Here is a 20,568-nt window from a genome sequence, read left to right as displayed (position 1 = left end):
GCCATCGCGACAGGAAGGCCGCGATGACGACGCCTTACTCAGAAGACGACTGGGCGAACGCAAACCCGCAAAAGAATCTGCGGCGGCGCAAAAGAAATTTTTGGTTTGTTAGGAAATCGAGCGTGCGTCGCCGATTCGTTCGGCTTTAGCCCCGTTCCGATTGCAGCGGACGGGGCTAAAGATCTTTTGACGCGTTTTCTTCACGCGAACCGATATCCATCCCGCATCAAGTGCGGGACAGGCTTCGCTCGAAAACGCTCCAGGTCAACTCATCAGCACCACACCGCCGGGCAGCGATGTGATCCGCGCGCCGAACAGTTGCTCGACCTGGGCGACGAAATTGTCGAGCTTGTCGACCTGGAATGTGCCGTTGACGAGCCGGCGTTTCAGTTCCGCGTTGGTAATGATGATCTTTCCGGCGCGGTACCGGTTCACTTCGTCGACGACGCTCGCCAGCGGCCGGTCGCGGAAGATCAACAATCCGGTCTGCCAGGCCGCGACCTGCTTGGCGTCGACCGGAAGCGATGCCTGCAGGCCCGCGCGCGAATAGGTGACCTGTTCTGCCTTGCGAAGCTGCACGGAACGGCCGTCCTGCTCGACAGTGACGATGCCGTCGAGGCACGTCACCGAAACCACGCCATCGAGGCAGCGCGCGTTGAATTCGGCCTGCAGCGCGCTGATGCGTCCGTCGCGCGCCAGCATCACCAACGGCGTCGACGACGATCTTCTTGCGACCACCGAGGCCTCGCCCGAAATCAACTCGACCCGCGTCTCGTTCGGCGTGGGCCGCAACGCCAGGCTGGTCTGGGTGTTCAATTCAACCGAAATGTCTGGCGTCAGCATCACCTTGCGCTGTTCGCCCTTTCCGGTCCGGTAGTCGGCCGAGAGCTCCTCCATCGACGGCCACATGTCGAGTGGCGGGCGGATCATCACATAGCCGGCTGCGGCTGCGATCGCACCGCCGAGCACGATGCGGCGCGTCAAGAAGCGTGATGGCCGGGGCGGCAACGCCACCACGGGGGCCGCCGCGGCCTGCTCATCGGCGAGTTCCTTCGCCGCGGCGCTGGCGCTGCGGAGCAGCCGGGCAGCCGCCCTGAAGGCATCCTCGTGGTCTGGACTTTGCGCGCGCCAGCGTTGCAACGCGTCGACGTCGGCGCGGGTCGGTGCGCCGGCTTTCAGCCGAACTACCCAGTCAAGCGCCTCATCCAGCAACGGATCGGGCCCGGAAGTGCGGGTCGGCTCGGTCACGACGGATCGCTCATCACCCTGCTCGCCAAACCTCAACCTCCCGATCGCGTCGAGCACATAGCGAAGTTCGCTATATAGACGATTCCGACGGCAGCAGGGCACCGCAATCGGCCGTTGCGCACAACGCAGGCAGAAACATCCGGCAATCGCGGCTTGCTCCGGGTCGCGCGCCGGGAGGCCGCGCGGCGATCGCATGCCGGGCCGATCAGGTCTGCACGTGTTTTCAAGCGGCGCAACACTTCCGGCGAACCTTTCCCAGGCACCCAACGGTCCTTATGAGATCGCTCTCTACCCTATAGACGACGGAAAGCCCGCTATCCCGCAGAACAGAGGTTGAAAATCCTGCAGCTTGTGCCCCCTGATTTCAGGTCAAGCGCCTGCAGTTGTTGGAAATAGTTCCGGCAACAAATTTCGACGGCCGGCTCCGCGCGACGGCGCGCGTCGCGGCCGCGGCGAATGCGATCACGTACGGGGACGAGGACCGCCGAGACGACGGATCAGAGTATAATCGAGGCAATCGGCACAATGGCTCAGGGCCAACTTCAAATCGCTTTCCACCGTTCGCACGCTGACACCGAGGCGGGTTGCCACGTCGCTCGGCGTCCGTCCCTCGATCGTAATACCATAAAGCACATCGCGCGGCCGCTCCGGCAATTCGGCCAAGGCACGCTTGAAGGCATCAATATCGGAGCGGGCCTCGACGATTCGCGCCGGGCTCGGTCCGTCGTCGCTGACGTCGAGCAATGAATCGATTTCGGCCGCGCTGACGCGGAGATTCTGCGCCTTCTGGCGATCCCTGGCGATGTTGATCGCGATACGGAAGATATAGTCGGCGGGGCTGCGGATCGGCACCGCGTCAGTGACCCGCTCCAGCCGCAGGAACGTCTCGTGCAGGGCTTCGTATGCGACGTCCGACGATCCCAGACGGCGGGTCAATTTCTTGACCAGGCCGTCGTAGTTATCTGCAAGCTGGCCCCGCAGCCGCACTCGATTGATTTCAGCCACGTTCCGCGGCCTCCCAGACACCAGCCCGATATCCAGATTGAATTGTTCTTGAAGCTGCCCATCTCGTAACGGCCGCGCACAACACATTTATGACGGCAACAAGTCGACACCGAACGACACGCAAGCTGGTGCATCGCGGTCACATCCAAACAATGAACTGCCGCTCGCGCTCGCGAAGCCGAACGCGACCGCGCAATTGGATCAGGCCGGGTCGAAGACCAAAGTGATCTGAATATTGAGCCGGTCGGGCAGCGCCGACGGGATCAACGGCAGCGGCTGCGCCCGCCGGATCGCGTCGACCGCAGCCTTGTCGAGCACGGCCTGTCCGGAACTGGTCTTGACCCAGACCTCGAGCAGGGTGCCGTCCCGCTGCATGGAGAACAGCGTCTCGACCGCCCCGTGCAGCCGACCGAGCCGCGCCGCGTTCGGATAGCGCTGGTAGCGTGCCACGTGACGAAGCAGCGCCTGCTGAAATTTCACGGCGACACTGTTGGGCGGCGCATCGGCGGGCGACGGCGTCGGACGCAAGCTCGGCACGGTTGGCTCCGCCGGCATCGGCTCCCGCGCCGGGGCCGCGGTCAGATTGTCGAGCGGCGGGTCAGAGCTCTCCAGCGACACCTCGGTCCGGCTCGCGAGGGTCGCGGTTTGCGGCTGCGACACGGGCGCAACCGGAATCGGCGCAGGCGACGGGCTCGGCAGCAACCGAACCTGGACGATCGAGCTCTGCTCCCGGCTTGCCGATCCAGCCGGCGGCTGCAACCGGATCCAGTAAATTCCCCCGACGAACAACAGGGCCGCGATGGCCGGCACCAGGAGCAGACGCAGCACCTCGCCCGAGGTCCACGCGCTCGGATCCTCGGGATGAAACAGCAGCGTCATCGGCCTCAAGCCGCGCACGCCATCCGCTCCGCTGGCGTCGTTGTCAATCATTGGAACGATTTCACCCGGATCGCGATCCGCACCGGCTGCGACGCATTCGCAGGCGTCGTCCGGCTGACGGTCAATCCTTGCAGCGCCGCCGTCACGGCGGCATCACGGTTCTGATCGCCGGTCGATCGCAACAGCTGGGTTCGCTGGATCGTGCGCGAGGGATCGATCCACAGATCGACAACGAGCTGATAGCTGCCGCCGCGAGACCCGATATTCTTCTGCAACGCTTTCTGAAGGTCGAACTGCAGGCTTTCGCTGTAGTCGCGCAGCGCGCCGGTATCGTTGCCGTCACTGCTCGCCCGCACCTGCAGCGTGCCGAGCGACAGATCCGCGGTCGCAAGCGGGCTCAACGGCGGATGGTCGGCCCGCGCGGCCCGCGAAGCAAGCGTGATGGCATCCGGACGAATGTACTGGACCTTCAGATCGGTTCCCGCCAGCAGCACATTCAATGCATCCTCGGGCGTGAGGCTGCCTTCGACCGATGTCGACTTCCGGCCGGTCGCAGAATTGCTCTCATAGAGCACCTGAACGCCGGTTCGTTCGCCATAAGCCTGCAGCGCGCTCGCAAGCTGCTGGGCCGGGATGTTGAATTCGATCGCTGCGGATGCCGTGACGGTGTCGCGCTGCTGCGCGGCAACCGCGCAGATGCTGCCAATCAGCAGCGCAGCACAAATCCCGAACAGATACCGCGACGTTGCCGAGGCTCCCGGAGCGTGAGCGCCGATCGCAGCGCCCGCGCGTGCACCATATGATCCAACTGCCGTCATAACCTTGCTTCGGCCCAAAGTGACCGTGGGTGAAATTCGGCCAGCATGTCTGTGCGGGTTGACCTTACGGCCAGCGAGCCTGCGTTCTTTATATCTGGAATGTGACGGCCGTCTAACCGGCAACATGATCGGCGGGAGTGCCGGGAATTTGTGCTGACCTTTCAGCGCGAAAAGTTCCCGAACAGCGCCGGAGCGGCGCCGCGCTCAAGGCAAGCGACGCGGCGCGGGCCAAAAAACGAGCGAGCGCTCTCTCGGAAAAATTGATCATCCCCCTTTTCCGAACGGCAGTTCGTGGGCTAGGAATTAAGCAAGGGCGCAAAGCCCGGCCCGGATCGGCAACCAAATGAATGGTCCGGGGACATAGCCAGGGAGGCAACGTGGGTCTCGCGCGTCAGCGGCCGGGGACGAACGCGTTCGCGATGGACGTGCTTTGCGCACGCATTCTCGAACGTCATCGGGATTCCATCCGGGTCCAGAAGCCGCATCTCGCCGTTCCGAACCTCACGCGCATCATCGGCGCCACACTCACGCTGTCCAACAAGCACGGCTTTCACGCCACCACGCTGCGCCAGCTCGCGGAGGCGTCCGGCCTCAGCATGGGCGGCCTCTATACCTATTTCGACAGCAAGCCGACGCTGCTGTCGATGATCCTCGGCGAGGTCGCCGAGACGGCCGCCGAGGTCCTCACCGCACCGCCCGCCAGCGTGAAGCAGGATGCGCGCAAGCATCTGCACTGGATCATCGCCACCCATGTTCGCATGAGCGAGGCGATGCAGCCCTGGTTCGTGTTCTCCTTCATGGAAGCGAAGTCGTTTCCGCCCGCCGAACGCCAGCGCGCCATCGAGATGGAGGTGATGACCGAGAAGATCATCGCCGACGTTCTCAAACAAGGTGTCGCCAGCGGGATGTTCGCCATCGACCAGGTCACGCTGACGGCGTCGCTGATCAAGCCGCTGCTGCAGGACTGGTACGTCAAGCGCGCGAAGTACCGCAGACGCGGCACCTCGATCGAGGCCTACATCAACGCCGTCGGCGCCTTCGTCGACGCCGCGGTCGCCGGCCGGGCGCGGCCCGGCCGCGTCGCGACCGGCTCGCGCACGAGATCCAGGCCGACGGCGCAGCCATAGCAGCAGGAAGGACGAGGAATGAAGCGATTGCGGTTCAATCAACAGGAGATCGTCTTCGCCGTATTCGCCGTGCTCTTCCTGGCGTTCTCGATTTTCCTGCGCGGCTTTCTGACACCGGAGAACATGCTGACCCTGCTGCAGAACGTGGCGGTGCTCGGCATCCTCGGGCTTGCCATGGCGCTGGTCGTGATCGGGCGCGGCATCGACATCTCGCTGATCGCAGCGCTCGCGGTGCCTCCGGGGCTCGTGCTGCAGATGGTGCAAAACGGCCACTCGCTGCCGGCCTCGCTGCTCACGGCCGTGCTGCTCACGATCGCCTTCGGCCTGGTCAACGGCTGGCTGATTGCCTACGCCGAGGTCCCTTCGCTGTTTGCGACGCTGGCGACCGGCCTGCTGCTCGCCGGCCTCGGACAGGCCGCGCTGTTTCAGCTCGACGTCGTGCAGTGGAGCGACGGCATGCAGGGCTTCGAGCGGCTCGGACAAGGCACCATCCTCGGTATCCCGACCTCGATCGTGATGTTCGCGATCGCCTGCGTGGTGGTCGCCTTCCTGCTGCGCCAGACGCGCTGGGGCGCCTATATCTACGCGATCGGCGACAATCCCTATGCGGCCCGCGTCACCGGCATCCCCTCGCGGCCGATCATCGTGCTGCAATATGTCGTCGCGGCCCTGATCGGCTGCTTTGCAGGCCTGGTGATGGCGGCGTCGGTCAACTCGATGCCGACCCGCGTCTTCAATTCGACCCTGATCTACGACGTCATTCTCGTCGTCGTGCTCGGCGGCATCGGCCTGTCGGGCGGCCGCGGCGGCGTGCTCAACGTTATCATCGGAACGCTGCTGATCGGCACCATGCTGAACGGCATGACCATCATGGACATCTCCTACGCCGGACAGAACCTCGTCAAGGGCGTCGTGCTGCTGCTCGCCGTCATCACCGATTCATTCCTGAATCCGCGCAACGAAGAAACGGCACAGCAGGGCGACATCTGAACCAGGCTACAAAAAGATCAATCACGACCAAGGAGGAAGCAATGAAATACGCTGTCAGGACTGCCAAGGTGATCGCCGCAGCGCTCGGGCTCGCGGCCATCGCCGCCCCGGCTCTGGCCCAGCAGGGCCTCGACGAGCCGTTCCAGAAGCCGTTCAAGGAGGCCCTTGCCGGCAAGACGGTGGCCTACGTTCCGGTCGCCATGAACTTCGACCTCACCGAAGGCTGGTACGCCGGCATGAAGAAGGAGCTCGAGCCGCTCGGCGTCAAGTTCGAGATCCGCGATCCCAACTGGAACACCAATGCCGGCGCGCAGGCGGTGACCTCGCTGATCTCGGAGAAGCCGGCCGTGATGGTGATCCACAATCCGGACGTGCAGACCTACGCCAAGCTGCTGCAGCGCGCCGAGAACGAAGGCATCTACGTCATCCAGATCAACATGGGGTCGGCCTATCGCTCTTCGGCCTTCGTCGGCGCCAACTGGATCGAGATCGGCGAGAAGGACACCGAGGCCGTGGTCAAGGCCTGCCAGGGCAAGTCGAACAAGATCGCCATCGTGCAAGGCGCGCTCTCGGCGGCGGCCAGCGCCTACACGCTCAAGGGCGTCGAGAACGTGCTCGCCAAGCATCCCGAGATCAAGGTGGTCTCGAGCCAGGCCGCCGACTGGGATGCCGCGAAGGCCAAGGCGATCACCCAGACGGTGCTGAAGCAGAATCCCGATCTCTGCGGCATCGTCGGCTTCTGGGACGGCATGGACATCGGCACCGCGGCCGCGGTGAAGGAAGCCGGCCTGACCGGCAAGGTGTTCGTCGCCACCTCCGGCGGCGGCGAGCGCAAGGGCGCCTGCGAACTCGTGAAGTCCGGCGCCTTCGATCTCAACCTGAGCTACGACGTGCCGACCCAGGCCGCGCAGATGGCAGGCACCATCAAATGGCTGCTGTCGTCCGGCGCCAAGGCCGGCTCGATCAAGGGGTCGGAATACACGACCCTGATTCCGATCACCAAGGAGAACGCCGACAGCCAGACCGCGTGCTGGAATCTCAGTGACCTGAAGAAATAGCCCGGCCACGTCCGCTTGACGTTCCGGGTGCGCTCCGCCCGGGACGTCGATCTCCCGAAATCCAACGCCCTGCTGGAATGCCGATGCGCGATACCCTGACGAGCCTGCGTTACCGCTACTGGCCGGATCATCTCCTCGGCGAGATCCTGTCCAAGCGTTGGACCGAGACCGCTATTCCGGTGATCCTGCTCTTGATCGTCGGCTTCGCGCTCAGCCGCTCCATCGATCACTTCCTCTCGCCGGCGAGCCTTGCCGACACCGCGCGGCAGGCCGGCGAGATCGGCTTCATCGGGCTCGGCATGGCGCTGGTCGTCATCGTCGGCGGCATCGATCTGTCGGTCGGCTCGATCTTCGCGCTGACGGATTTCTGCGCGCTCTATCTGCTCGACGTGCTGAACTGGCCGGTGCCTGCGGTGGTGGTCGCCACCCTGCTCTGCGGCGCGCTGCTCGGCGCCGTCAACGGCGTCCTGATCGGATACTTGAGGCTGCGCGCCTTCATCACCACGCTGATCACGTTGATCATCTACCGTTCGGCGTTCGACCTCCTGATCCAGCGCTACTCCAATTCGATCGCCGCGGCCTTCCCCGACATCCCGTCCTGGAATTTCATCGGCGGCGGCGACGTGTTCGGCATTCCGAGCGTCGCCCTGGTCTACATCGCGATCGCGATCTTCGGCCATATATTCATGACGCGGCTGCGCCCGGGCTGGCACATCACCGCGATCGGCGGGTCGCGCCGCTCGGCCTACAATTCCGGCATTCCGGTTCGCCGCACCATCGCGCTGTGCTATGTCGCAAGCGGTGTGCTGACCAGCATCGCCGCGCTGTTCTTCGCAGCCAGGCTCGGCACCGTCGGCGGCGACATCGGCGTCGGCCTCGAGGTGATCGTGCTGACCGCAACCGTGCTCGGCGGCATCACGCTCGGCGGCGGCAAGGGCTCGGTCGCCAAATCGCTGGTCGGCGTGCTGATCGTGCTCTTGATCACCAACGGCCTGACCACGCTCAATGCGCGCGGCGGCATCAACCGCATGGCGCTCGCAGGCATCCTGCTGGTCGCCGCGATGGTCGACATCCGCTGGCAGAAGAACCGCACCCGCATCATCAGCAAGGTCTATGTCGCGCCGACCTATCACGCGTTGCCGCCGCCCCCGGCCACCGAGATCGGCCAGGGCGGCCCGTTCGAGCAGAACGACAGGCTGCGCGACGTCGAACTGATCGGTCTCGGCCGCATCGAGGCGCCGGAGGACGTGATCCTCGACCGCAACAACAACCTCTACGCCGGCTCGCGCCATGGCGACATCATGCGCTTCTTCGCGCCCGACTATCGGCGCATGGAGGTGTTCGCCCATATCGGCGGTCAGCCGCTCGGCATGGCGTTCGACCGGCAGGACAATCTCTATGTCTGCATCGGCGGCATGGGCTTGTACCGGATCACGCCCGACGGCACCGTGGAGAAGGCGACCGACGAGACCAATCGCAGCATGCATTCGGTAAATGATGACAGCCGGCTGCGGCTCGCCGACGACCTCGACATCACGGATGACGGCCTGATCTTCTTCTCGGAAGCCACAGTGCGCTACGAGATGGACGAATGGCCGATCGACGGCCTCGAGGCCCGCGGCAATGGCCGCATCATCTGCTACGACACCAAGACCGGCGCGACGCATACGGCGCTGCGCGGCCTCAAATTCCCCAACGGCATCTGTGTCGCCAGCGATGGCCAGTCGATCCTGTTCGCTGAAACCTTCGGCTGCTCGATCAAGCGGCTGTGGTTCGCGGGGCCGAAGAAGGGCCAGGTCGAGGTGGTGATGGACAATCTGCCGGGCTACCCCGACAACATCAACCTCGCCTCCGACGGCAATTACTGGCTGGCGCTGGTCGGCATGCGTAGCCCCTCGCTCGACCTCGCCTGGAAGATGCCGGGCTTCCGCCGCCGCATGGCCAAACGCGTCCCGGTCGACGAATGGCTGTTCCCGAACATCAACACCGGCTGCGTCGTCAAATTCAACGAGCAGGGCAAGATCCTCGAATCGTTCTGGGACCTGCGTGGCGAGAACCACCCGATGATCACCTCGATGCGCGAGCATCGCGGCTATCTCTATCTCGGCGGCATCATGAACAACCGGATCGGCCGCTACAAGCTCGACAATGCCGACCCGAACTATGTGCAGTATGACAAGCGCTGGGGGAAGCTGTCGTGATTGCGGCCGTCAGGGAATTCGCCAACCGCTTCCTCGGCCGCGGCGAGGCCACCATCACCGTGCCGTCGTTCGACGGCGCGCTCAAGCCGAACCAGAAACTGGAGGCGGCGACCACCTTGCTGGAATGCGAGGCGCCCGAGGATCTCGCAACCGACGGCCGCAACCTTTATGTCGCCGACGGCCGGCGTCTGCTGCGCCTCGACGGCAGCGCCGCGACCGAGCTGCGCAGCTTCGAGCAGCCGATTTCCGCGCTCTGCGCGCTCGCCGACGGCGGCATCGCGGTCGCGCTCGGCGGCCGCGAGGTGCGCCTCTACGCCAATCCCTCATCGGTCGAACCGAGCGTGACATTCAGCGACGCCGCCTTCAATGCGATCAACGCACTGACGCCGGCAGACGACGGGACCTTGGTCGCGACCGACGGCTCGGCGACCTGCGGCGTCGACGATTGGGCCCGCGACCTGATGGAGCTCAACCGGAGCGGCCGCGTGTTCCGGCTCGATCCCAGGACCCGATCGGTGAAGCCGCTGGCCTCGAAGCTCGGCTACGCCTTCGGCGCCTGCGCGCGCGGCGATGGCGTGCTGGTCAGCGAGAGCTGGCGGCATCGTCTCGTGCTTGTTGCCGACGGCAGGCTGCCGCAGACCGTGCTCGGCCACCTGCCGGTCTATCCGTCGCGGCTGTCGAAGGCTGCGGGCGGCGGCTATTGGCTCACGGCGTTCACCGCACGCACCCAGCTGATCGAATTCGTGCTGCGCGAGCCGGGCTACCGCCGCCGCATGATGGCCGAGATCGACCCGGCCTATTGGGTGGCGCCGCGGCTGCGCTCGGGCTTCTCGTTCAAGGAGCCGATGCAGGGCGCGCACATCAAGACCATGGGCGTGATCAAGCCGTGGGCGCCGCCGCGATCCTACGGCCTCGTGATCCGGCTGGGCGAAGACGGCAAGCCGCTCTATTCGCTGCACAGCCGGGTCGACGGCGTCAATCACGGCGTCGTGGCAGCGCTCGAGCTGGGCAGCGATCTCATGCTGATCGCCAAGGGACCGGGCCGCGTGCTGAAACTGCCCCTCGCCGGGCTGGCCGAGGAGACAGGCTCATGAGCGACACCGTGCTGTCCCTGCGCAAGGCCACCAAGCTCTACGCCGGCGTGCCCGCCATCGAGGGCGTCGACTTCGACCTGCGCCGCGGCGAGATCCACGCGCTGGTCGGCGAGAACGGCGCCGGCAAGTCGACGCTGACCAAGGTGATGGCCGGCGTCGTGACATTGACGTCGGGTAGCATGACGGTCGACGGCTCCGACGTCGCGCCGCGCACGCCGCTCGAGGCCCGCAATCTCGGCATCGCCATGGTGTTCCAGGAGAACAGCCTGGTGCCGACCATGACCGTGGCGCAGAACCTGTTTCTCGGGCAGGAGAAGTTCTACAACCGGCTGCGCGGCATCTACATCGCCGCCCAGCAATTCCTGCAGTCGCTGAATTTCGACGTGACGCCGACCGCGACCGTGAGCGGACTCGGCGCGGCCAAGAAGCAGATGGTGGAGATCGCGCGTGCGGTCCTGCACAAGGCCAAGGTCATCATCTTCGACGAGCCGACCGCGTCGCTGACGCCGGAAGAGAAGAAGTATTTCTTCGACCTCGTCCGCGATCTCAAGAAACGCGGCGTCTCGATCATCTTCATCTCGCACGCGCTGGAAGAAGCCTTGCTGCTCGCCGACCGGATCACCGTGCTGCGCGACGGCAAGCATGTCATAACCGACGATGCGGCGAAATTCGATCGCGCCGCGATCGTGCAGGCGATGGTCGGACGCGACCTCTCCAACACGCTGTATGGCGCCAGGAAGGCCAGCGTGCGACCTGCCGGGGCGCGCGTGCTCACGGTGCAGAACCTCAAGATGGCGCCGATGGTGAAGAACAATTCGCTGTCGGTGTTCGCCGGGCAGATCACCGGCGTGTTCGGCCTGGTCGGCGCCGGCCGCACCGAAACCTTCAAGATCGTATCCGGCGTGTTGAAGCGCGACTTCTTCCATGGCGGCGAGATCCTGCTGCATGACAAGCCAGTGCGCTATCGCGTCCCGGCACCGGCAGTGAAGGCCGGCATCGCCTATGTGACCGAGGATCGCAAGGTCGAGGGCTTCTTCGAGACCGCCTCGATCGCCCGCAACATCTATCTCGGCCTGCTCTCGAAGTTTCCCGCCGGCCGAATGATGCTGTCGCGGCGCGAGACCAACACGGTGGGCAAGACCTGGACCCAGCGGCTGAAGGTCCGCGCCATTGGCGACGAGGCCAAGGTGGTCGAGCTTTCAGGCGGCAACCAGCAGAAAGTGGTGATCGCCAAGTCGCTGGTGCAGGAGCCCGAGCTGATCATCTTCGACGAGCCGACCCGCGGCGTCGACGTCGGCGCCATTGTCGAGATCCACGAGCTGATCAACCAGCTCGCTGACGAAGGCAAGGCGGTGGTGGTGATCTCATCCTATTTGCCCGAGATCATGGCCCTCTCCGACCGCATCCTGGTCTCGCGCCAGGGCAAGGTGGTCGAGGAATTCTCCGCGGTCGAGGCGACCGAGGAGAAGATCATGTATGCGGCGATCCACTGACGGCACTTTACGCATGCATTACGGCCGGCCCGCCACGCCATGCCGGAACACGATCGCACGGCCGAACATGATCATCGGGCGCTCGACCAGCCGGTAGACCAGCCAGGATACCAGCAAGGTGAGGATGCGGATAAACGCGCCGGAGGCTGCCGTTGCCTCACATATGAAAAAGCCCGCGATGTTGTCGCGGGCCTTCCGGAGTTGGACCACCTATGCCGGTCAGTGCAACGCGCGGTCCGTCCGGACAGAAGCGCGCGCGGTCGTGATCTTGCTTCGCGGTGTCAGAACATTGAGCTGATGCGGGGTGGCCGACGTCGCGGCTACCGGCGCCTGCTCGTGGACATTGGCGGCGCCAAGCACACCAGCCTGCACCGGCGAGATCGGCAGGCCCGCGGCTTCGAAAGTCGGACGCTCCGCAGCGGATGCGACCGTCGCGCTCGCGATTGCGAGGGTGGCGGCTACGACGGACAGAGAAATCTTGGTCACTTGGTGGCTCCTCGATGGGACTCGAGCAGCACAGGTAGACGCATTTTGTTGCAATGCAATAAAATCATACTGCGTCGCACAAGTATTTGATCATCGCGACAAGTCCGGCGCCGGCGGTCAACGGCGTCGCTCTCGCTCCGGCCATGAGCGAGCGCGGCAAGCGACGCGAAACTTCAATGGAAACAAAGGCAAATGGCGCGCCCGGAACGATTCGAACGTCCGACCCTCAGATTCGTAGTCTGATGCTCTATCCAGCTGAGCTACGGGCGCATTTTCGCAGGTGGGCTTAAGCCCGCACGGCTCCGGGAGCCCCGGAGCGTCGCGAAAGAGCGCTCTAGCTACAGGCTCCCGGTCCGGTTGGCAAGGTCTGGAAGCGCCAATTTCGGCCGAGGTTTTAGCCGCGCTGGGTTACCGGAATGGCCTCAGGCCCTCGCCCGCTCACTGCGGACCGACAGCAGTTCCACCGGGCGATCCGGGATCGATATCTGGAACGTGGCGCCGATGGTGCCCTCGACCAGATGGATATGGCCGCCATGGGCGCGGATCAGCTCGGCGGCGATCGCAAGGCCCAGCCCGCTGCCGCCGGGGCGGCCGGAGGTCTGGAACGCCTCGAACAGATGCTCGCGCGCCTTGGCCGGAACACCGGGGCCGGTGTCGGAGACCTCCAGGATCGCAACCGTACCCTCACGGCGGCCGGTGATTCGGATCTGCTGGGCACCGCCATCGCTGTCCTGCCGGCTTTCCAGCGCCTGGGCCGCGTTACGCACCAGGTTGAGCAGCACGCGGAACAACTGATCCGGATCGGCGTCGATGGTGAGGCCGCGCTCGATTGCACTGATCCAGGTGATCGAGACATCGGTCGCAAGCCCGGCAGACTCGCGCACCTCGGCCACCGCAGGCTCCACCATGATGACGCGGCGGTCGGGCGCCGCCTCCTGCGCGCGGCCATAGGACAAGGTCGACTGGCAGAAGGCGATGGCGCGCTCCAGCGAGCGCAGCAGTTTCGGCGCGAAGCGCTGCACCCGCGGATCGGGCACGCTGGCGAGCTGGTCCGATAGCAGTTGCGAGGACGCCAGCAGGTTGCGCAGGTCGTGATTGATCTTGGAGACGGCGAGCCCGAGCGCGGCAAGCCGGCTCTTCTGATGCAGCATCGAGACGAGGTCGCGCTGCATGTCCGACAGCTCGCGCTCGGCAACGCCGATCTCGTCGCCGCGCTGGCTGGGCACGATGATTCGTGCCGAACTCTCCGGATTCTCGTGGAAGCCGACCAGGCTCGCGGTCAGCCGCCGCATCGGGCGGACGAACAGATAATGCAGTGCCAGATAGACCAGGCCGGCGGTCAGGCCGGCGATCAGGAGCGCGACCACCAGAACGTTGCGCGAGAAGCGGTACATCGCCTGCCGCAGCGGTTTCTCGTCGATCACGACCTCGATGAATTGCGCCTGGCCCGGCGCGGGTCCGACCACGCGGATGGTCTGGTCACCGTGCTCGAGCATGATCTCGAAGGCATCGACGATCGCCGACCACACCGTCATGGCCCGCATGTCGACATCGTGGTCGATCGAGGCCGGCAGGTCGGCGCTGGCGAGCAGGCGGCGCTGCTGCCCGAGCTTGATGGCGACGGCGCGGGCGCCGATGCTGGTCAGTATCTGCCGGGCCAACGAATCCGGCACCAGGCCGGAGGGGGCGGCATCGAGCACCAGCGCCGCGGTGTTGGCGGCGGCCAGGCGGTCATTGAGCCGGTTCATCCGGAAGTTGGCGATGGCGGGCACGTAGATCAGGAGCCCGGCGATCATCACCAGCGGAATCGTCAGCAGCAAAAGCTTGCCCGACAGCCCGAGCCGATGGGACGGCTTGGGCCGCTGCTTCTGCGCGGTCGCCTGATCGTCAGTTAGAGCCACAAGATAAGGCCTTGTTGGGCTTAGGGGTCGGAGGATGCGGCCCGGCCCCCAAGCCGGTCAAATTACGGATCGCTAATGTCGGCGGTTCCCCGAACGCCCCAAAGCGCTCCTCACCGTCAAAAACCCCGCGAAAACAGTTATATTCGCCGCAATTGCGACGTTTCAAAGAAGCCTCTTTGCGACGCCCTGTGACATTGACGAGAACAGGGCGCTCCCTTATAAGCCGCGCCAACTGTCCGCGATGGCCCGGTTCTTGACCGGGGGCGGCTCATTTGGGGCCGTAATCGGCTCGCTTGGGCCTGCCAGCATCATCGGACTCCATCTCAATACAACGGCAAATTGCCCGGTCAGCGGAGAATTACCCGTGAAGCGGACTTATCAACCCAGCAAACTGGTGCGCAAGCGCCGTCACGGCTTCCGCGCCCGTCTCGCCACGGCCGGCGGCCGCAAGGTCCTCGCTGCGCGCCGTGCGCGCGGCCGCAAGCGCCTGAGCGCCTGAGCCCGGACGTCTCCTCTCCGGAGATACCCATTATGGATCGGCTGAGGCAGCGGGCGGATTTCCTCGCCGTTGCCAATGGCGCACGGGCGAATACCGCGGCTTTTGTGCTGCAGGGCCGCCGTCGCGACGATCAGGGCCCGATCCGCGTCGGCTATACCGTCACCAAGAAGAACGGCACCGCGACCGAGCGCAATCGCATCCGCCGCCGGCTTCGCGAAGTGATAAGACGGGTCGATGCCGTATTCATGCGGCCGCACCATGATTATGTGCTAGTCGGCCGTCGTGACGCGCTGACCCGCGACTTTGCGACCATGATTGACGACCTGCGGTCGGCGCTGCGCCGCCTCGACCGGCCTGCGCCCAAGACAGGTACCAACAAGACGGGTACCAACAAGGCGGGTAATAAGAGCGCTCCCAATCCGAATGGAATGACGAGACCCTAAGAGATGTCCGACAACCGCAACACGATCATCGCCGTCATTCTGTCGGGCCTCGTCCTGATCGCCTGGCAATACTTCTATAACGTGCCGCAGATGGAGAAGCAGCGCGAGGCGCAGAAGCAGGCCGAACTGCTGAAGCCGACGCCGCAGGCGACCCCTGGCGCTGCTGCTCCCGGCGCCGCTCCCGGAAGCACCGCGACGCCATCACCGACGGCGGCCGCGCCTGCTGCCGACGCCCCGGTGGCGAGCCGCGAGACGGTGCTCGCGGCCGGCCCGCGCATCAAGATCGAGAGCCCGCGCATCATCGGCAGCATCGCGCTGAAGGGCGCCCGGATCGACGATCTGGCGCTGGTCCAGTTCCGCGAGACGGTTGACCCCACATCGCCGGCCGTCGTGCTGCTTTCGCCGTCGGGTACCGCCGAGCCTTATTATGCCGAATTCCTGTGGCTGACCGCCAGCGGCTCGTCGGTGAAGACGCCGAACGCCGACACCGTCTGGCAGCAGGAAGGTTCGAACAGCCTGTCGCCGAGCACCCCGGTGACGCTGAAATACGACAACGGCCAGGGCCTGACCTTCCGCCGCACCATCTCGATCGACGATCGCTACCTCTTCAGCATCAAGGACGAGGTCATCAATCAAGGCAGCGCGCCGGTGACGCTGTATCCGTTCGGCCTGATCTCGCGCGGCGGCAAGCCGCCGGTCTCGGGCTACGCGATCCTGCACGAAGGCCCGATCGGCTATCTCGGCGAACAGGGCCTGCAGGAATTCACCTACAAGAACCTCGACGAGGCCAAGACCCCGACCGGTGGAAACTCGCGCGGCATCGTGTTCTCGAAGATCACCGACGGCTGGCTCGGCATCACCGACAAATACTGGGCCACCGCGCTGCTGCCGGATACCAATGCGACGCTCGACACCGCCCGCTTCACCACCGGCGACAAGCGCTACCAGGCCGACTACATGCTGGGCGCGCAGACCATTCCGATCGGCGGCACCGGCGTTGCCAATGGGCGGCTGTTCGCCGGCGCGAAGGAAGCCGCCACAGTCGGCCTCAACTTCCCGCTGGTCGGCTTCGGCGGCTACAACAAGCAGCTCGGCCTCAACCATTTCGATCTGCTGATCGACTGGGGCCATTTCTACTTCATCACCAAGCCGATGTTCCTGGCGCTCGACTGGTTCTATCGCCTGGTCGGCAATTTCGGCATCGCGATCCTGTTGGTGACCGTGATCGTGAAGCTCTTGTTCTTCCCGCTCGCCAACAAGTCCTACGCCTCGATGGCGAAGATGAAGTCGGTGCAGCCGCAGCTGGCCGCGCTGAAGGAGCGCTATCCTGACGACCGCGTGAAGCAGCAGCAGGAGATGATGGAGATCTACAAGAAGGAGAAGATCAACCCGATCGCCGGTTGTCTTCCCGTCGCCTTGCAGATCCCGGTGTTCTTCTCGCTCTACAAGGTGCTGTTCATCACCATCGAAATGCGGCACGCGCCGTTCTTCGGCTGGATCAAGGACCTCTCCGCGCCCGATCCGACCAATCTGTTCACGCTGTTCGGGCTGATTCCGTTCGACCCGATCGCGCTGCTCGGACCGCATTTCGGCGCCTATCTGGTGATGGGCATCTGGCCGATCATCATGGGCATCACGATGTGGGTCCAGATGAAGCTCAACCCGGCGCCGCCGGATCCGACCCAGAAGATGATCTTCGACTGGATGCCGCTGATCTTCACCTTCATGCTGGCCGGCTTCCCGGCGGGTCTCGTGATCTACTGGGCCTGGAACAACACGCTCTCGGTGCTGCAGCAGAGCTTCATCATGCGCAAGAACGGCGTCAAGGTGGAGTTATTCGACAATCTGAAGTCGACCTTCGCCAAGAAGCCGACATAGCCTCCTGCGCCCGCTCTATCACTGCGTCATGCCCGGCCTCGTGCCGGGCATCGACATATTTGGCGGCCAGCAAAACGTTGACGCGGATGGCCGGGTCGTCTTACGCCAAAGCTGCGCCTCGGGCTTTCGCCCGGCCACGATGAAATGGGATACTTCGCATGACCGCCGAATCTGATGCGGAGCTGATCGAGCAGGGGCGAAAGCTGTTCGCCGGCGACTGGCGCTTCATCTGGGCCTCGCCCTCGATCGAGACCCTGCCGCCGATGGCCGGCCTCGAGGTCGCCTTTGCCGGCCGCTCCAATGTCGGCAAGTCGAGCCTGATCAACGCGCTGACCGGCCGCAATGCGCTAGCTCGCACCTCGCATACGCCGGGCCGCACCCAGGAACTGATCTTCTTCGAGGGCCCGGAAAACGCTGACATTCGTCTCGTCGACATGCCCGGTTACGGCTACGCCTCGGCGCCGAAGACCAAGGTGGCGTCATGGACGGCGCTGATCCACAAATTCCTGCTCGGGCGCGCGACGCTGGCGCGGGTCTATGTGCTGATCGACGCCCGCCACGGCATCAAGGACGTCGATCAAGACGTGCTGAAGACGCTGGACAAGTCGGCGGTCAGCTACCAGGTCGTGCTGACCAAGGCCGACCAGGTCAAGGCCGGCGAACTCAAGACCGTCACCGCCGAAACCATCGCGACGCTGGCAAAACATCCCGCCGCGTTCCCCGAAGTGCTAGTGACCTCGTCGCGCACCGGCGACGGCATGCCGGAGCTGCGTGCCGCCATGGTGCGCCTGATCGATGAGCGGCGTCGATGAACGGCGCATCCCGCCTCCTGATCGGCGTTGCCGCCATCATGGGCGCCTGCGGCGTGATATTGGCGGCGGCCGCGGCCCATCTGCCGGACGCCACGCGGCTGGCGGCAGCGTCCTCGATGCTGCTGTTCCATGCCACCGCTGCCATCGCAACCATTGCGGTTGCGGAGCGCTCGATCATCCATCTGAAGCTCGGTGTCGTGGCGGCGGCCGGCTTCGTCATCGCGGCGTCATTGTTCGCGGGCGACCTGGTGCTGCGCCAATATGGCGGCCATGGCCTGTTTCCGATGGCGGCTCCATCAGGCGGAACGCTGCTGATCCTTGGCTGGCTGGTGCTGGCGGTTTCGGCCATGTGGCCGAGGCGCTGAACGGTAGCCCGTAGCCCGGATGCAGCGAAGCGAAATCCGGGAATCGTGCCGCGGGTGCAAGCCCCGGATTGCGCGGAGCCTGTCATCGGGCGCGCATTCGCGCGACCCGTTGGCTCCATCCGGGCTACGAATCGCGATCCCCACTTTGCGCCCTGCCCGGCAATCAGATAGAACCGCGCCCGTCCCTCCGCTGACGTGAGACCAGCCCCATGACCGACCAGCACATCAGCCCGCTCGATCAGGCCCGCATCCTGTCCGAGGCACTGCCGCACATGCAGGAATATGACGAGGAAACCATCGTCATTAAATATGGCGGCCATGCCATGGGCGCCGAGGACACCGCCAAGGCGTTCGCGCGCGACATCGTGCTGCTCGAGCAGACCGCGATCAATCCGGTGGTCGTGCATGGCGGCGGGCCGCAGATCGCGACCATGCTGAAGCGCCTCGGCATCCAGTCGGAATTCGCCGCCGGCCTGCGCATCACCGATGCCGCGACCATCGAGATCGTCGAGATGGTGCTGGCGGGCTCGGTCAACAAGCAGATCGTCGGCTACATCAACGAGGCCGGCGGCAAGGCCGTGGGCCTCTCCGGCAAGGACGGCAACATGGTGAAGGCGTCGAAGACGACACGCACCATGGTCGATCCCGATTCCAACATCGAGAAGGCGGTCGATCTCGGCTTCGTCGGCGACCCCGAAAAGGTCGATCTCACGCTGCTCAATCAGCTGATCGGCTATGAGCTGATCCCGGTGCTGGCGCCGCTGGCGACCTCGCAGGACGGCCTGACGCTGAACGTCAACGCCGATACCTTTGCCGGTGCGATCGCGGGCGCGCTGAAGGCCAAGCGCCTGCTGCTGCTGACCGACGTGCCGGGCGTGCTCGACAAGTCCAAGAAGCTGATTCCGGATCTGTCGATCAAGGAGGCCCGCAAGCTGATCGCCGACGGCACGATCTCCGGCGGCATGATCCCGAAGGTCGAGACCTGCATCTACGCGCTCGAACAGGGAGTGCAGGGCGTCGTCATCATCGACGGCAAGACCCAGCACGCCGTGCTGCTCGAGCTCTTCACCAACCAGGGCACCGGCACGCTGATCCACAAGTAATGGCAGACGAGGTCGTCATCGCGGGACGCGCGGCGAGGATACCTCGCCGGTCGCCGCCGGCGCGGCTCGCGATGTCGCTGCCGGCCGCGCTGGTGTCGTTCCTGTTCTCGGCGGCGCCGGCGCATGCCGATCTCAAGCTCTGCAACCGCATGAGCTATGTGATCGAGGCCGCGATCGGCATCGACGACAAGGCCGCGACGGCGACACGCGGCTGGTTCCGGATCGATCCCGCGACCTGCCGCGTCGTGGTGCAGGGCGCGCTCACCGCGGACCGCGTGCTGCTCAATGCGCGCGCGCTCGGCGTCTACGGCGCGTCACCGATCCCGCAGAACGGCACCGACACGCTGTGCGTCGCGCAGGACAATTTCGTGATCGCCGCCGCGCGCCAATGCCGCTCCGGCCAGACACCGGCGCAATTCACCCAGATCACGCCGACGCAGAGCGATGACGGCAATCTCGTCGCCTATCTCGCCGAGGACAGCGAATATGACGACGAGCAGGCGCGGCTCGCCGGCATCCAGCGTCTCCTGGTGATCGCAGGCTACGACGCGGCGCCGATCGACGGTGTCGACGGGCCGAAGACCCAGAGCGCGCTATCGGCCTTCCTCAAGAGCCGCGGGCTCGGCAGCGACATCGTGCAGTCGCCGAACTTCTTCACCACCATGGTCGATGCCGTACAGAAGCCCTCGCCGTCGGGACTGACCTGGTGCAACGACACGCCGCACAAGGTGATGGCCGCGGTTGCGACCGACGACGGCAAGATGGTGACCAGCCGTGGCTGGTATCGGATCGACCCCGGCAAATGCCTGCATCCCGACGTGTCGGGCACGCCGAAGCAGATCTATTCTTTCGCGGAAGCCGTCGACGGCGACAACCGCGCCATCCGCATCAAGGACAAGCCGCTGAACTGGGGCGGCGCGGTGCAGCTCTGCACCCGCGAAAGCAAGTTCGAGGTCAACGAGCAGGGCGACTGCGCCACCCGCGGCCTCACCGCGCTCGGCTTCACCACCGTCGACATGACCAGCGGCGGCAAGACGCTGCGCTTTGCGATGCCGTGATGAAGACAGTGGCGCCACATGGATCACCGTCGTCCTGGCGAAAGCCAGGACCCATTACCACAGGCGATCATTTGGCGAAGACGGGTAGTGGCCGGCCGTTGCGCGGTATT

At 64.9% G+C, this 20,568-nt stretch carries 20 protein-coding genes and 1 tRNA gene; 13 read left to right on the top strand and 8 right to left on the bottom strand.

Going from position 1 to position 20,568, the window contains the following annotated elements:
* Positions 1-264 precede the first annotated feature (264 nt).
* The 4 genes from JQ573_RS21245 to JQ573_RS21230 form a co-directional block, all read right to left on the bottom strand.
* Positions 265-1,248, bottom strand: coding sequence for a FecR domain-containing protein (locus tag JQ573_RS21245; RefSeq protein ID WP_312011569.1), 984 nt, complete (start codon positions 1,246-1,248; stop codon positions 265-267).
* Positions 1,249-1,710: 462 nt separating this feature from the next.
* Complete coding sequence (locus JQ573_RS21240; protein ID WP_212316937.1) at positions 1,711-2,253, bottom strand: RNA polymerase sigma factor; 543 nt, start codon at positions 2,251-2,253, stop codon at positions 1,711-1,713.
* Positions 2,254-2,454: 201 nt separating this feature from the next.
* The gene (locus JQ573_RS21235; RefSeq protein ID WP_249132065.1) at positions 2,455-3,132 is read right to left on the bottom strand and encodes an energy transducer TonB; all 678 of its coding nucleotides are present in this window, start codon (positions 3,130-3,132) and stop codon (positions 2,455-2,457) included.
* A gap of 47 nt (positions 3,133-3,179) precedes the next feature.
* Positions 3,180-3,950 carry an STN domain-containing protein gene (locus JQ573_RS21230; RefSeq protein ID WP_212316934.1) on the bottom strand — a complete coding sequence of 257 codons (771 nt, stop codon included), beginning with the start codon at positions 3,948-3,950 and terminating at the stop codon, positions 3,180-3,182.
* Positions 3,951-4,369: 419 nt separating this feature from the next.
* On the opposite strand from JQ573_RS21230, the gene JQ573_RS21225 reads away from it, so the two are divergent.
* The 6 genes from JQ573_RS21225 to JQ573_RS21200 all read left to right on the top strand — a co-directional run bounded on the left by JQ573_RS21225 (position 4,370) and on the right by JQ573_RS21200 (position 11,913).
* Positions 4,370-5,077 (top strand): TetR/AcrR family transcriptional regulator, encoded by a 708-nt coding sequence (locus JQ573_RS21225; protein ID WP_212317264.1) that lies wholly within the window; start codon positions 4,370-4,372, stop codon positions 5,075-5,077.
* Between the two features lie 18 nt (positions 5,078-5,095).
* A complete protein-coding gene (locus JQ573_RS21220) occupies positions 5,096-6,067 on the top strand; it encodes an ABC transporter permease (protein WP_207833677.1) in 972 nt (323 codons plus the stop codon).
* Between the two features lie 41 nt (positions 6,068-6,108).
* Positions 6,109-7,125, top strand: a complete 1,017-nt coding sequence (locus JQ573_RS21215; RefSeq protein WP_092122674.1) for a sugar ABC transporter substrate-binding protein — start codon at positions 6,109-6,111, stop codon at positions 7,123-7,125.
* Between the two features lie 77 nt (positions 7,126-7,202).
* Positions 7,203-9,326, top strand: coding sequence for an ABC transporter permease subunit (locus JQ573_RS21210; protein WP_212316933.1), 2,124 nt, complete (start codon positions 7,203-7,205; stop codon positions 9,324-9,326).
* Positions 9,323-10,420 (top strand): SMP-30/gluconolactonase/LRE family protein, encoded by a 1,098-nt coding sequence (locus JQ573_RS21205; RefSeq protein WP_212316932.1) that lies wholly within the window; start codon positions 9,323-9,325, stop codon positions 10,418-10,420. The genes JQ573_RS21210 and JQ573_RS21205 overlap by 4 nt, the downstream gene beginning before the upstream one ends.
* Complete coding sequence (locus tag JQ573_RS21200; protein WP_212316931.1) at positions 10,417-11,913, top strand: sugar ABC transporter ATP-binding protein; 1,497 nt, start codon at positions 10,417-10,419, stop codon at positions 11,911-11,913. Before JQ573_RS21205 ends, JQ573_RS21200 begins: the two co-directional genes overlap by 4 nt.
* 18 nt (positions 11,914-11,931) lie before the next feature.
* Here the strand turns inward: JQ573_RS21200 and JQ573_RS21195 are convergent, their stop codons facing one another.
* The 4 genes from JQ573_RS21195 to JQ573_RS21180 form a co-directional block, all read right to left on the bottom strand.
* A complete protein-coding gene (locus JQ573_RS21195) occupies positions 11,932-12,123 on the bottom strand; it encodes a hypothetical protein (protein WP_212316930.1) in 192 nt (63 codons plus the stop codon).
* Between the two features lie 9 nt (positions 12,124-12,132).
* On the bottom strand, positions 12,133-12,399 hold the full coding sequence (locus JQ573_RS21190) for a hypothetical protein (RefSeq protein ID WP_092122664.1): 267 nt from the start codon (positions 12,397-12,399) through the stop codon (positions 12,133-12,135).
* Positions 12,400-12,592: 193 nt separating this feature from the next.
* A tRNA-Arg gene (locus tag JQ573_RS21185) sits at positions 12,593-12,669 on the bottom strand.
* Positions 12,670-12,821: 152 nt separating this feature from the next.
* On the bottom strand, positions 12,822-14,300 hold the full coding sequence (locus tag JQ573_RS21180; protein WP_212316929.1) for a sensor histidine kinase: 1,479 nt from the start codon (positions 14,298-14,300) through the stop codon (positions 12,822-12,824).
* 364 nt (positions 14,301-14,664) lie between these two features.
* Between JQ573_RS21180 and rpmH the strand changes: the two genes are divergently transcribed.
* The 7 genes from rpmH to JQ573_RS21145 all read left to right on the top strand — a co-directional run bounded on the left by rpmH (position 14,665) and on the right by JQ573_RS21145 (position 20,458).
* Positions 14,665-14,799, top strand: coding sequence for a 50S ribosomal protein L34 (rpmH, locus tag JQ573_RS21175; RefSeq protein ID WP_008542748.1), 135 nt, complete (start codon positions 14,665-14,667; stop codon positions 14,797-14,799).
* Between the two features lie 32 nt (positions 14,800-14,831).
* Positions 14,832-15,242, top strand: coding sequence for a ribonuclease P protein component (gene rnpA, locus JQ573_RS21170; RefSeq protein WP_212316927.1), 411 nt, complete (start codon positions 14,832-14,834; stop codon positions 15,240-15,242).
* Between the two features lie 3 nt (positions 15,243-15,245).
* Entirely contained in the window at positions 15,246-17,120 is a 1,875-nt protein-coding gene (gene yidC / locus JQ573_RS21165; RefSeq protein WP_212316925.1) for a membrane protein insertase YidC, read from the top strand.
* A 158-nt stretch (positions 17,121-17,278) separates the two neighbouring features.
* Positions 17,279-17,932 (top strand): ribosome biogenesis GTP-binding protein YihA/YsxC, encoded by a 654-nt coding sequence (gene yihA, locus JQ573_RS21160; protein ID WP_212316924.1) that lies wholly within the window; start codon positions 17,279-17,281, stop codon positions 17,930-17,932.
* Positions 17,929-18,297 (top strand): DUF423 domain-containing protein, encoded by a 369-nt coding sequence (locus tag JQ573_RS21155; RefSeq protein WP_212316921.1) that lies wholly within the window; start codon positions 17,929-17,931, stop codon positions 18,295-18,297. Before yihA ends, JQ573_RS21155 begins: the two co-directional genes overlap by 4 nt.
* A 209-nt stretch (positions 18,298-18,506) precedes the next feature.
* On the top strand, positions 18,507-19,400 hold the full coding sequence (gene argB / locus JQ573_RS21150) for an acetylglutamate kinase (RefSeq protein ID WP_092122647.1): 894 nt from the start codon (positions 18,507-18,509) through the stop codon (positions 19,398-19,400).
* Between the two features lie 71 nt (positions 19,401-19,471).
* On the top strand, positions 19,472-20,458 hold the full coding sequence (locus JQ573_RS21145) for a DUF1036 domain-containing protein (protein WP_212317262.1): 987 nt from the start codon (positions 19,472-19,474) through the stop codon (positions 20,456-20,458).
* The last annotated feature ends 110 nt before the right edge of the window (positions 20,459-20,568 follow it).

The organism is Bradyrhizobium sp. AUGA SZCCT0105, from assembly GCF_018129565.1.
GTDB lineage: Bacteria > Pseudomonadota > Alphaproteobacteria > Rhizobiales > Xanthobacteraceae > Bradyrhizobium.
Note: the sequence above shows the minus strand (reverse complement) of the source record. Positions and strands in the feature narration are given on the sequence as shown.

What these genes read in the sequence shown, in the direction of transcription:
- JQ573_RS21235 (WP_249132065.1), bottom strand. Translation starts at nt 3,132, where the DNA reads ATGACGCTGCTGTTTCATCCCGAGGATCCGAGCGCGTGGACCTCGGGC.
- JQ573_RS21230 (WP_212316934.1), bottom strand. Translation starts at nt 3,950, where the DNA reads ATGACGGCAGTTGGATCATATGGTGCACGCGCGGGCGCTGCGATCGGC.
- JQ573_RS21225 (WP_212317264.1), top strand. Translation starts at nt 4,370, where the DNA reads ATGGACGTGCTTTGCGCACGCATTCTCGAACGTCATCGGGATTCCATC.
- JQ573_RS21220 (WP_207833677.1), top strand. Translation starts at nt 5,096, where the DNA reads ATGAAGCGATTGCGGTTCAATCAACAGGAGATCGTCTTCGCCGTATTC.
- JQ573_RS21215 (WP_092122674.1), top strand. Translation starts at nt 6,109, where the DNA reads ATGAAATACGCTGTCAGGACTGCCAAGGTGATCGCCGCAGCGCTCGGG.
- JQ573_RS21210 (WP_212316933.1), top strand. Translation starts at nt 7,203, where the DNA reads ATGCCGATGCGCGATACCCTGACGAGCCTGCGTTACCGCTACTGGCCG.
- JQ573_RS21200 (WP_212316931.1), top strand. Translation starts at nt 10,417, where the DNA reads ATGAGCGACACCGTGCTGTCCCTGCGCAAGGCCACCAAGCTCTACGCC.
- rnpA (WP_212316927.1), top strand. Translation starts at nt 14,832, where the DNA reads ATGGATCGGCTGAGGCAGCGGGCGGATTTCCTCGCCGTTGCCAATGGC.
- yidC (WP_212316925.1), top strand. Translation starts at nt 15,246, where the DNA reads ATGTCCGACAACCGCAACACGATCATCGCCGTCATTCTGTCGGGCCTC.
- yihA (WP_212316924.1), top strand. Translation starts at nt 17,279, where the DNA reads ATGACCGCCGAATCTGATGCGGAGCTGATCGAGCAGGGGCGAAAGCTG.
- JQ573_RS21155 (WP_212316921.1), top strand. Translation starts at nt 17,929, where the DNA reads ATGAACGGCGCATCCCGCCTCCTGATCGGCGTTGCCGCCATCATGGGC.
- argB (WP_092122647.1), top strand. Translation starts at nt 18,507, where the DNA reads ATGACCGACCAGCACATCAGCCCGCTCGATCAGGCCCGCATCCTGTCC.
- JQ573_RS21145 (WP_212317262.1), top strand. Translation starts at nt 19,472, where the DNA reads ATGTCGCTGCCGGCCGCGCTGGTGTCGTTCCTGTTCTCGGCGGCGCCG.